Source organism: Bacteroides sp. OM08-11 (assembly GCF_003438665.1).
Taxonomy (GTDB): domain Bacteria; phylum Bacteroidota; class Bacteroidia; order Bacteroidales; family Bacteroidaceae; genus Bacteroides; species Bacteroides cutis.
Map to the genome: position 1 here is coordinate 342,715 of NZ_QSTJ01000004.1, position 13,189 is coordinate 355,903.

Genomic DNA, 13,189 nt, shown 5'->3' on the forward strand with positions numbered 1-13,189 from the left:
CTTTTCAGACCTGATATTTATATGTTTAGATATATTAAGAGAATTACATTACAAAAACATCAAATATATTTTAGTCTCCTAATGGATAAAAGGTAAGGGAAAAAGGGTATCCTTCAGGGTTGAAGTTTTTATCGACCAGACAAATTCAAGTAAACTTGATTATAATTCATTCGATTTCCCTATCTTTGCACTCAGGAAGAAAAGATGAAGAAACTATTTTTTAGTAACTTCAATCGTAAAATCGTAAAATCGTAAAATCGTAAATATAACTATGATTCTTTTTTTCAGAACCCCATCCAAGAGCGTGATTGCCGTAGAATGTGACCACGAACTCCCACAAGCAGACAGCGACAAACTCTGCTGGCTTTTTGGAGAAGCCACCCCCGAAAGTGAAGACAACCTGAAAGGACATTTCGTAGGCCCGCGCCGTGAAATGATTACTCCTTGGAGTACAAATGCCGTGGAAATCACCCAAAACATGGGTTTGGAAAGTATCACCCGCATTGAAGAGTACTTCCCTGTAAAAGATGAAAACGCAGAGTATGACCCGATGTTGCAACGTATGTATAAAGGGTTGGATCAGAATGTATTCACAACCAATCGTCAGCCTGAACCTATTGTTCACATTGAGGATCTGGAAGCATACAATGAAAAAGAAGGTCTTGCACTTTCTAAAGAAGAAATGGACTATCTTAAGAAAGTAGAGAAAGACCTTGGGCGCCCTCTGACCGATTCCGAAGTGTTTGGTTTCGCACAAATCAACTCAGAGCACTGTCGTCATAAAATCTTCGGCGGTACTTTTATCATTGATGGAGTAGAACAAGAGTCTTCTCTTTTTCAAATGATTAAGAAAACCACTCAAGAAAATCCCAATAAGATAATTTCCGCTTATAAAGATAATGTAGCTTTTGCCGAAGGTCCGATTATCGAACAGTTTGCCCCGGCAGACCATTCCAAAACTGATTATTTTCAGGTGAAAGATATCAAAAGTGTCATCTCACTAAAAGCTGAAACACATAATTTCCCAACAACTGTAGAACCGTTCAACGGCGCATCAACCGGTACGGGTGGAGAGATCCGCGACCGTATGGGTGGCGGTAAAGGTTCCTGGCCAATTGCAGGAACTGCTGTTTATATGACTTCATATCCCCGTACGGACGAGGATCGTGAATGGGAGAATATCTTACCTGTACGTCAATGGTTATATCAAACGCCGGAACAAATTTTAATCAAAGCTTCCAACGGTGCCAGCGACTTTGGTAACAAATTTGGTCAGCCATTGATTTGTGGTTCCGTACTTACTTTTGAGCACAAAGAAAAAAACGAAGTTTATGGGTACGATAAAGTCATCATGCTTGCCGGCGGTGTAGGTTACGGTACACAACGTGACTGCCTGAAAGGTGCTCCTGAAGCCGGAAACAAAGTAGTTGTAATCGGTGGTGATAATTATCGAATCGGTTTGGGTGGTGGCTCTGTATCGTCAGTAGATACCGGACGCTACAGCAGCGGCATCGAATTAAATGCCGTACAGCGTGCTAATGCAGAAATGCAGAAACGTGCCTACAATGTAGTGCGTGCCCTCTGTGAAGAAGAAAACAATCCGGTTGTTTCCATCCATGACCATGGTTCTGCCGGACACGTCAACTGTTTGTCTGAGTTGGTAGAAGAATGTGGCGGCTTAATTGACATGAATAAATTGCCTATCGGTGACAAGACATTGTCAGCCAAAGAAATCATCGCCAATGAAAGTCAGGAACGTATGGGCTTACTCATCCAGGAAGAAGCAATTGACCACGTACGTAAAGTAGCCGAACGCGAACGCGCTCCAATGTACATAGTCGGTGAAACAACCGGAGATCATCGCTTTGCTTTCCAACAAGCTGACGGTATCCGCCCGTTCGATCTTGCCGTAGAACAAATGTTCGGTTCCTCTCCTAAAACTTATATGGTAGACAAGACTGTGGAGCGCCATTACGAAATGCCGAAATATGAGCTTCCACAGTTACATGAATATCTCACAAACGTACTTCAGTTGGAAGCTGTTGCTTGTAAAGACTGGTTGACCAATAAGGTAGACCGTTCCGTAACAGGTAAAATTGCCCGTCAGCAATGTCTGGGTGAACTTCAGTTACCGTTGAGCGACTGTGGTGTAGTTGCTTTGGATTTCCGTGGCGAGAAAGGTATTGCAACTTCTCTCGGCCATGCTCCCCAAGCAGCACTTGCCGATCCGGCTGCCGGCTCAGTACTCTCCGTCAGTGAGGCATTGACCAATCTTGTTTGGGCTCCTCTTGCCGAAGGTTTGGACAGCGTATCACTCTCGGCCAACTGGATGTGGCCTTGCCGTTCACAGGAAGGCGAAGATGCACGTCTTTATACTGCAGTCAAGGCATTGAGCGATTTCTGCTGTGCCCTACAAATCAATGTACCGACAGGTAAAGACTCTCTCTCCATGACCCAGAAATACCCCGACGGAAGTAAAGTCATTGCTCCAGGTACAGTGATTGTTTCTGCAGGCGGTGAAGTCTCCGATGTAAAAAAAGTCGTTTCTCCTGTTCTCGTCAACAATGAGAAGACTACTATTTATCATATTGATTTCAGTTTCGACAAGCTGAAACTTGGTGGTTCTGCGTTTGCACAATCCTTGGGTAAAGTAGGTGACGAAGTGCCTTGCGTACAAGACGCCGAGTACTTCCGCGATGCTTTCCTTGCTGTACAAGAATTAGTGAACAAAGGCTTAATTCTTGCCGGACACGATATCTCAGCCGGTGGCCTTATCACCACTTTACTGGAAATGTGCTTCTCCAATGTAGAAGGCGGTATGGAAATCAATCTGGATAAAATAAAGGAAGAAGACCTCATCAAAATTCTATTTGCAGAGAACCCGGGTATCGTTATCCAAGTAAGCGACAAACATAAAGAAGAAGTAAAACAAATACTGGAAAACGCCGGTATAGGTTACGTAAAACTCGGTAAGCCGACAGATGAACGCCATATCCTTGTTTCCAAGAATGGCGCTACCTACCAATTTGGTATAGACTATATGCGTGACGTGTGGTACTCATCTTCTTATCTGCTCGACCGTAAGCAATCCATGAACGGTTGTGCCAAAAAACGTTTCGAGAACTATAAAATGCAACCAATGGATTTAACCTTTATGCCTCAATTCAAAGGTAAATTCTCTCAGTATGAAATTGATCCGAACCGTCGCAATACAACCGGTATCCGTGCGGCCATTATCCGTGAGAAAGGCACCAACGGCGAGCGTGAAATGGCTTACTCACTCTATCTTGCCGGTTTCGACGTAAAAGACGTGACCATGACTGATCTTATCAGCGGACGTGAAACATTGGAAGACGTAAATATGATTGTTTATTGTGGTGGTTTCTCCAATTCCGATGTTCTCGGTTCTGCCAAAGGATGGGCAGGCGCGTTCCTATTCAACCCGAAGGCTAAAGAAGCCCTTGATAAGTACTATGCCCGCGAAGATACCCTTTCATTAGGTGTCTGCAACGGTTGCCAATTGATGATGGAACTCAATCTTATTAATCCTGAACTAAAGAAACAAGGCAAGATGTTGCATAACGACTCCCACAAGTTTGAGTCCCGTTTCCTCAGCGTTACCGTTCCTACCAACCGTAGTGTAATGTTTGGTTCATTGAGTGGTAGTAAATTGGGTATTTGGGTAGCTCATGGAGAAGGTAAGTTCTCACTGCCTTACGATGAAGATAAGTATAACGTTGTACTAAAATACACTTATGACGAATATCCAGCCAACCCCAATGGTTCAGATTATTCAATAGCCGGTTTAGCAAGTGCCGACGGACGCCACTTGGCAATGATGCCTCACTTGGAACGTGCCATCTTCCCGTGGCAGAATGCTTATTATCCTGCAGATCGCATAAATTCCGATCAGATTACCCCGTGGATAGAAGCCTTCGTCAATGCACGTAAATGGGTAGAAAACAAGAAAAAATAAAAACATTTTATATCACTTTCCACAGAAACTTACAGACGCGGATTTTTCTATAATCCGCGTCTGTTTTTGCTTATTATTCCTTGCGTATTCTCCATTTTTTTTTGCATATCATAAACAAATTCACTACTTTTGTGTTAATTTTTAGTCCCCCCAGAATTTATCATCATATTCAAACCCTAAATAGGTTATTTATGAGAAAGTTTTTCATTTTTCTTGTGTACCTTTTGTCTTCACTTTTTTGCACCGCTCAGACATATAAATATATTGGTGTAGAAGATGGACTAAGTAATAGACGGGTATACGCAATTCAAAAGGGGTCCAAAGGTTACATGTGGTTTCTGACACACGATGGGATCGATCGCTATAATGGTAAAGACTTCAAACAGTACAAGTTAATGGATGGCGAAGAAGAAGTCAACTCCATGATGAACTTAAATTGGCTCTATGTAGATACCCAAGACAGATTATGGCAAATCGGCAAGAAAGGCCGCGTGTTTCGTTATGAGAATAAGCATGATCGCTTCCAACTGGTATATAAGTTACCCGACAGTGAATCCAAAAACCGTCATACTCCTGTCACTTTCGGTTATATCGACAATAATGATATCGTATGGTTATGCAATGATAAAGCCATATACTTATATGATAGCAAAACAGACAAGTCCATTGTAATTCGAAACGCTATTGAAGAAAACATAACAAAGATTGTACAGATAGACAGTTTACACTATTTTATTGGAACAGATGTCGGCATACATTATGCAGAGTTGAAGAATAATATTCTGTCACTCAGTCCTTGTGACAAACTTGATACATTGCAATTCCAGATCAATGAACTCTATTTCCATAAAGGTAGTAATAAAGTATTTATTGGAACGTTTCAAAAAGGAATATTCGTGTATGACCTGAACCTTCATCACACGGTCATGCTGAAATCTGGTTTGGAAGATATTAGTATCAACCGTATCTGTATCTTTGGTGATAATGAGATACTGATCGCCACCGATGGCGCAGGAGTTTACAAAATGAATGTAGACACCTATAAATGCGAACCATACATTGTAGCCGATTACAATCGTTATAATGCCATGAACGGCAATACCATCAATGATATATATGTTGATAATGAACAACGAATCTGGATGGCCAACTATCCTATCGGCATTACTGTACGAAATAACCGATATAACGATTATAAATGGATAAAACATTCTATCGGAAATTCCCAGTCGCTTATCAATGACCAAGTAAATGCCGTCATGGAAGATACTGATGGTGACATGTGGTATGCCACTAATAATGGAGTAAGTTTATACGTTGAAAAAACAAAGCAATGGCATTCCTTCCTCAGTGTATTCAATAAGGATAACCACAACCAAAACCACACATTTATTTCACTATGCGAGGTAAGCCCTGGTATCATTTGGGTAGGAGGCTACAGCTCCGGTATCTACGAAATAGATAAAAAGAATTTGTCTGTAGACTTTTTTACACCTTCCTTATTTAGTAATCTGAATATCCGTCCGGATAAATATATCCGTGCCATTACCAAAGATAATAAAGGGAATATATGGTCGGGAGGCTATTATAATCTCAAAAAGATAGACTACGTAAATAAGAAAATAGAATACATTCCCGGATTGGACGGAATTACGGGAATCATTGAGAAGAATGACCAATACATGTGGATAGGTACTGCCAATGGGCTTTACTTATTAGAAAAATCAACTGGCAAATATCAATATATCCCAATGCCGGTAGAATCGATCTATATATATTCTTTATATCAATCACCCAAGGGTTTATTATATATAGGAACCAATAATTCGGGATTGTTGATTTATAATCCTCAAACCAAAAAGTTTGAACATTTCCATAAAGATAACAGTGCACTTATTTCCAATAATATATATACTATACTCTCCGATGGGAAACTAGATATATTCTTAAGCACGGAACACGGTTTATCCAGTTTCAATCCTACAGAAAAGACTTTCCACAATTGGACTAAGGAACAAGGTTTAAAATCAGATCACTTCAGTGCAGCTTCGGGTACATTACGCAAAAATGGAAATATCATCTTTGGCAGCACGGACGGTGCCATTGAATTTGATAAAAACATGGTATTACCACGTGATTATAAGTTTAAGATGATCTTCAGTGACCTCCGCGTATTCTACCAAACCGTTTATCCTAAAGATAACGGTTCTCCATTAATGGTGGATATAGACGAAACAAAAACCTTACAATTAAAATATAATCAGAATATATTTTCTTTAAACGTTTCGACTATCAACTATGATTATCCTTCTCTCATTCTATATTCTTGGAAGTTGGAAGGTTTTTACAACGGATGGAGCCGTCCGGGACAGGAAAACATTATCCGTTTCACGAATTTGAGCCCCGGCGAATACACATTGCGTGTACGTGCCATCTCCAATGAAGATCGCCGCATTATTCTGGAAGAACGTGCGATGACTATCATCATTGAACAACCCATCTGGCTTAGTATATGGGCTTTATTACTATACGCCATAATCATCATAGCGATTGCAAGCATCACTTTGCGCGTTATTGTAATGCGTAAACAAAGAAAAATATCCGATGAGAAAATACGGTTCTTCATCAATACAGCACACGATATCCGTACCCCATTGACACTTATCAAAGCTCCTTTGGAAGAAATTGCCGATCGCGAGACATTGAGCGACAATGGACGTAATAATATCAATACTTCCTTACGTAATGTAAATGCCCTGTTACGTTTGACAACAAACTTAATCAACTTTGAGCGTGCCGATACATATACATCCAGTCTCTATATATCCGAATATGAATTGAATGCCTATATGACAGAAACTGTCAATGCCTTCCGTTCATACGCCAATGTAAAACATATTAATCTAACTTATGAAACGAACTTCCGTTATCTGAATGTTTGGCTGGATAAGGATAAGATGGATTCAATTCTGAAAAATCTTATATCCAATGCCTTGAAATATACTCCTGAAGGTGGAAGTGTACATATCTATGCAGGCGAAAGTTCGGACAACTGGTGTATTGAAGTGAAGGACACCGGTATCGGTATTCCCGCATCTGAACAAAAGAAACTGTTCAAGATACATTTCAGAGGTAGCAATGCTATCAATTCCAAGATTACCGGTAGTGGTATCGGATTGCTTTTGGTAGGTAAACTCGTAAGTATACACAAAGGTAAATTGAGTTTTACCAGCACCGAAGGTAAGGGTTCCAATATGAAGGTTACGTTCCCGAAAGCAGAGAAATATTATCGTAAAGCTATACAGCGCCCTCCATTGAAGGGTGAGAAAGTGGTTTACTCGGAAGCTGGCGTACCAGTCAGTATTTCTCAGCCAGACAGTAGCATCTACGAAAACATGAAACAACAAACTCTTGAAGCTGAAGAACGTCAGAAAATATTGATCGTAGAGGACAATGATGAATTACGTAACTACTTACGTAATTCCCTTTCTGAGGAATATAATATACAAATATGCAGTAACGGCAAAGATGCGCTCATCATTGTGAAAGAATATTTCCCAGACCTGATTATTTCTGATATCATGATGCCCGAAATGTGTGGTGATGAATTATGTAAGGTGATAAAGAGCGATATCACTACCTCCCACATTCCTATCATCTTGCTCACAGCCCTCAATACAGATAAAAACATTATCGAAGGATTACAAATTGGTGCAGATGAATACATTGTGAAACCGTTCAATATCGGAATTCTTCGTGCCACTATAGCCAACCTCTTGGTAAATCGCGCCATCTTGCGTCGTAAATATGCCAATTTGGAATTAGACGATGATGAAAATCATAGCGATTGCATCAACTGTTCTTCGGATAAGGAATGGAAATTTATCGCAACCATTAAGAAAAGCGTAGAAGATAATATGGATAATTCCGACTTCACTGTCGATACGCTTGCCAAATTGCTAAATATGAGTCGAAGTAGCTTCTACTCCAAACTCAAAGCATTAACAGACCAGGCACCAAGTGACTACATACGTTTTATCCGCTTGAAATATGCCGCCAAACTGCTGAAAGAGCAAAAGCATACAGTCACCGAGATTGCGGAAATGACAGGTTTCAACGACGCCAAATATTTCCGTGAGGTATTCAAGAAATATTTCAATATGAGTCCGAGTCAATATGGTAAACAAGATTCAGAAGAAGTAAAGGAAAAAGAAGAAAAATGAATATGTATATCGAAGCGTTCTCCATTTTTTTCAAAATAGGAGCATTTACTATTGGAGGTGGTTACGCCATGGTACCGCTGATTGAGAATGAAATTGTAACCAAACGTAAGTGGATAGCTCAGGAAGATTTTATCGATTTACTTGCCATATCGCAATCGGCTCCAGGTATCCTTGCTGTTAACATTTCCATCTTTATCGGTTATCGACTACGCGGATTGAGGGGAAGCATTATCACTGCCTTAGGTACCATATTACCTTCTTTTCTCATTATCCTTGCCATAGCGCTGTTTTTCCATAACTTCAAGGACAATGTTTATGTGGAACGTATTTTCAAAGGTATACGTCCAGCGGTGGTTGCTTTGATTGCCGCCCCCACATTCAGCATGGCTAAATCAGCCCGGATCAATCGCTATAATATCTGGATACCTGTTATTTCTGCCTTGCTTATTTGGTTACTGGGCTTCTCCCCCATCTGGATCATTATTGCTGCCGGAGCGGGCGGTTACTGTTTCGGACGTTGGAAACATCGGAAAGACAAGAAATAAAAAGTTCCGTCAATGATAAATTACCAATCACTAACCATTAATCACTTATCATGATATTCCTTCAATTATTCTATACTTTCTTCAAAATCGGCCTTTTCGGTTTTGGCGGTGGATACGCCATGCTTTCTATGATACAAGGTGAAGTAGTCACTCGTTATGGCTGGCTCTCGTCACAGGAATTTACAGACATTGTAGCTATCAGCCAAATGACTCCGGGTCCCATCGGCATCAATTCCGCTACCTATGTAGGCTTCACGGCAACGGGAAGCATATGGGGTTCTGTTGTAGCTACCTTTGCAGTAGTATTACCCTCATTCATCCTGATGCTCACCATCAGTAAGTTTTTTCTGAGATATCAAAAACATCCGTCTGTAGAAGCAGTATTCAGTGGACTCCGTCCGGCAGTAGTAGGCTTGTTGGCATCTGCCGCATTGGTATTGATGAATACAGAAAACTTCAATTCTCCTATGGAAGACCTCTATTCTTTCATCATGAGTGTAATAATTTTTCTCGTTGTTTTTATTGGAACGAAAAAATACAAGGCCAATCCAATATTAATGATTATCATATGCGGAATTGCAGGACTTATACTCTACTAAAAAAGAGTTATACCCTTTATCCCTTAACTATATTACAGTAAGGAACAAAGGGTATAACCCCAACATATAAAGAGTGTATATCTATAATTTCACCTTTTTCCCAACTGATTTTGATTCATTATGCAAGCGGTCTAATGCCGTCACAACATAGCGGTACTTGGTTTTTCCGTTATCGTACGGTAATTTATAGAAAGTATTGCGTGTGATAGCAACAATATGCGACGGATCATCTATATTCACCTTCTCTTTTGAAGCAAAACGATACACCACATACTGTACCGGACGATTCATTTCGTCATCATATTTCGGTGCTGTCCAGAATAAGATATATCCATCCTCGGTCCATACCGGCTTCATCTTACGTACCTTGTCGGGTGCTTCATTATCCATAAAATCAAAAACAGGAGGAAGAGCCGGATACTTATGATACTCTGCAATCAAAGCACTCCGGTAGTTACCTACATTTTCCACCACTGCACTTGCAGGCCACTGACAACTGCCTCCAATCGTCTGATAAGCACGTTGCAGAGCCATCTTACGGGGAAGCTGGTTAATCGACGGATTTTGCGGATCAGCATTCTGTACCGTATTCATCACAGACTGCCCGATGAACAGAGGGCGATTTTCCGAATGCTTGGCCCACCACTTTACCAAAGTCTCATAATCGGCAGCCGGATGACCTATCTGCCAGTATATTTGGGGGATATTATAATCAATCCAACCTTCTCGCGCCCATAGTAACACATCTGCATACAGATCATCATAATTCTGCAAACCGTTGGTCTTACTGCCCAACGGATCATTCTTTTCATTGCGATAAATACCAAAAGGACTAATACCGAACTTCACCCAGGGTTTCAGTCCACGAATAGTTTCGTGTATCTTCTTGATCAATATATTCACATTACTGCGACGCCAATCTGCTTTATTAGCAAAACCGCCACCAAAACGTGCAAAACTGGCATCATCCGGGAAGTCTGTCCCTTTGATTGGATAAGGATAGAAATAATCGTCCATGTGAATAGCATCCACGTCATAACGGGATACAATATCAGTTATCACTTTACAGATATGATTACGGCTCTCGGGCAAAGCCGGATCAAAATAAATCTGATTACCATACGTCACAAACCATTCGGGATGTTCCCTGTAAACATGAGTCGGAGCAAGTTCATTCTTCAATGAGGTTTTTACCCGGTAAGGATTTATCCAGGCATGAAACTCCATGTTCCGTTTATGACATTCTTCAATCATAAACTGCATCGGATCCCAAAAAGGTTCGGGCATCTTACCTTGCACACCAGTCAAATAACGGCTCCATGGTTCATATTGGGATGCGTAGAGCGCATCTGCCTCAGGACGTACTTGGAAGATGATGGCATTAATACCCGCTCCCTGTAAAGAATTTAACTGGTTTATCAATGTTTGTTTCAAGGTCTCAGTTGGTATACCACGAAACTGTCCATTCACTGCCTGAATCCAGGCAGCACGAAATTCACGTTTAGGATATGCAGATGGTATTTGCACTTGTGCAAAAATTCCTCCTGCCATCATCAACAAGAGGAATAAACATAAAAGGAATTTTACTTTCATTTTTCAGTTACAACTTTATACTTATAATTTATATTCTGTTTTTTCTCTCATTGGCCATTCCAAAACAAAACGGCAACCCTTCCGGTAAGTCTCATCCAGATAAACTCGTCCACCAACCATATCCATAATTTCCTGTACTATGGCAAGTCCCAGTCCTGTACCTCTAATAAAAGTATCCACCTTATAGAAACGTTCAAAAATACGTTTCTTATTCTCCGGCTTGATGCCGATACCTGTATCTTCTACAATGATATCCAACACCCCGCGAACTTTATCTTGTTTACAAGAGACACGGATATAACCTTCATTTGTAAACTTCACAGCATTATCCAGTAGTGCCATCATCACAAGTTTCAACCAGGGACGAACGGTATAAATAGTAAAAGTCTCCGATGAAGGAATACATTCTAATATAACCTCCTCTTTCAGAACCGGATGAAGTAAAGCAGCACATTCTTGACAACATATACTGATATCCACCTCTTCCCGTGACCTATCCAATACCAATGAATCCATATCCGCCATAGTAAGAATATTCTCTATCAACCCCAACAGATAAGTATTATTGTTCTCTACCTGAGCGGCATATTCTTTCTTTTCGTCCTCCTCCACCTCGTCTTCAGCCAGCAAAGTAGAAAAACCTACAATAGAATTCAAAGGTGTACGTATCTCGTGAGTAATATGTTGAATAAACGAGCTTTTCACTTTACTCATCTTTTTCACCGCCTTATGTGCTGCATCCAATTTACGGTTCATCGAAAGAGTACGGATATACAAATAACTTATCACCAACAATAGTATCAATACCACACTTCCGGCTATCAAAGCAATTGTCAGTTTATCTTTATTCAATTTGGCACTCAATTCCAACTTCTCCATCTTCAGCTTGTCTACCTCAAATTTGGCTGTATATTTACTCAACAGTTCATCTTGTTCTGCTTTTCGTACAGAATCATTGACTTGGGCATATTCGGTATAACTTTGATATGCCTTACGATAATCTCCCAACTGCGCTTGCAATTCAGCTTTCATCCTATGATTGTAAGGATAGCAAATACCCAAAGAATGTTGGTAGGCCATTAGAGAATCGACATAAGCAATATTGCCCTTTAAGTCACCTAAAATACGACAACACATTATTTTATATGCAAACCATGCTTCAGGGATCGTACTTTCCGGATTTTGACGGTAAAAATTATCTGTTTCTTTGATATAAGGCTCAGCGGCTATTTTCCCTCTACTTGCCAACATACAGATTACACGGAACTCACTAAAACGCAAATGTAAAGAAGGGTCTATTTTCTGCTTTTCCTGTCTCAGCTTTGTTTCCAGTTGCTCCAACTTATTCAGATATATTTCGCCTTCGACATACTCGTTACGTGAAAGATAAGTCTGGATAATGTTGAGCAATACCACATAGACATCTCTATAATACTTGCCTTCTTCAAAATGCTTCAGCGCATAATTATAGTATTCTATACAAACTTCCACATTATTGGCAAATATCCGGTGATTATATCCGATACACATTTCACTGCATGCCAACCCATATTTGCTTTTAGCCTGTTCAGCATCTTGATGTAAACGGGCAGTTTCGGCAATAGCCTCTTCCTGCATACCTTTTTCTGTTACACGCTGAATATACTGGCGCCAGTACATATAACGCATATCCGGCTTGTTATACCTCGTACACCAATCCATATACTCATAAGTCGCCTCTTTTAAGCTGTCAATATCTCCCAAACGATAATAGTGTGATATCAGATTATCATAAGCCGCCTCCATTTGAGTTGTATCATTCAGTTCCCGGGCTATTTCCATCCATTGGGCATTCAGGGCAGGCAACCGGCTGTTTCCCAATAAACCTTGCGCACTGTCCGCCAGAATTTTCATTTCCTCAGGAAGATCAACGGCCTTTAAAGCCCAAGGAGACAGTCCCAGCATCAGCACAATAATAAACCGTTTTACGGCAGCTTTTATCATTTCAGATTGTAGATTAAGTGTATGATGCGAAAATAACGTTTTTATTTAAGGTAAATTTGCAGATATCAGAAAGTATAACAAATCTTAACCTTGCCGGAAATGCCCCCTGCTTTTGTCCTTTTTCTCCGTTTTTTTATAATCCGAACGTGCCATGGCCGTATTTGCTCCGTGTCCATAGCATTGGGCTGGGTATGAACCAAGTATGGGGCAGATAGGTAGTGGGGATGAAAATGGTTTAAATGTCTACTTTATCTGGAGCGCTTCGCCACA

Annotated in this window: 6 protein-coding genes; 4 read left to right on the forward strand and 2 right to left on the reverse strand. The window is 40.5% G+C overall.

Translation table 11 applies throughout. The features are described 5' to 3' along the window. Positions 1-271: 271 nt before the first annotated feature. The 4 genes from purL to DXC10_RS09925 all read left to right on the forward strand — a co-directional run bounded on the left by purL (position 272) and on the right by DXC10_RS09925 (position 9,343). Complete coding sequence (gene purL, locus DXC10_RS09910) at positions 272-3,976, forward strand: phosphoribosylformylglycinamidine synthase (protein WP_117737790.1); 3,705 nt, start codon at positions 272-274, stop codon at positions 3,974-3,976. A 191-nt stretch (positions 3,977-4,167) separates the two neighbouring features. Next, the gene (locus tag DXC10_RS09915) at positions 4,168-8,199 is read left to right on the forward strand and encodes a hybrid sensor histidine kinase/response regulator transcription factor (protein WP_117737791.1); all 4,032 of its coding nucleotides are present in this window, start codon (positions 4,168-4,170) and stop codon (positions 8,197-8,199) included. After that, positions 8,196-8,744, forward strand: a complete 549-nt coding sequence (locus tag DXC10_RS09920; protein WP_101544951.1) for a chromate transporter — start codon at positions 8,196-8,198, stop codon at positions 8,742-8,744. The genes DXC10_RS09915 and DXC10_RS09920 overlap by 4 nt, the downstream gene beginning before the upstream one ends. A gap of 50 nt (positions 8,745-8,794) precedes the next feature. Next, a complete protein-coding gene (locus DXC10_RS09925) occupies positions 8,795-9,343 on the forward strand; it encodes a chromate transporter (protein ID WP_101544949.1) in 549 nt (182 codons plus the stop codon). Positions 9,344-9,424: 81 nt separating this feature from the next. Here the strand turns inward: DXC10_RS09925 and DXC10_RS09930 are convergent, their stop codons facing one another. Together DXC10_RS09930 and DXC10_RS09935 are read right to left on the reverse strand one after the other, a co-directional pair. Further along, a complete protein-coding gene (locus tag DXC10_RS09930) occupies positions 9,425-10,936 on the reverse strand; it encodes a glycoside hydrolase family 10 protein (protein WP_101544947.1) in 1,512 nt (503 codons plus the stop codon). 21 nt (positions 10,937-10,957) lie between these two features. After that, positions 10,958-12,919 carry a sensor histidine kinase KdpD gene (locus tag DXC10_RS09935; protein WP_117737792.1) on the reverse strand — a complete coding sequence of 654 codons (1,962 nt, stop codon included), beginning with the start codon at positions 12,917-12,919 and terminating at the stop codon, positions 10,958-10,960. Positions 12,920-13,189 lie beyond the last annotated feature (270 nt).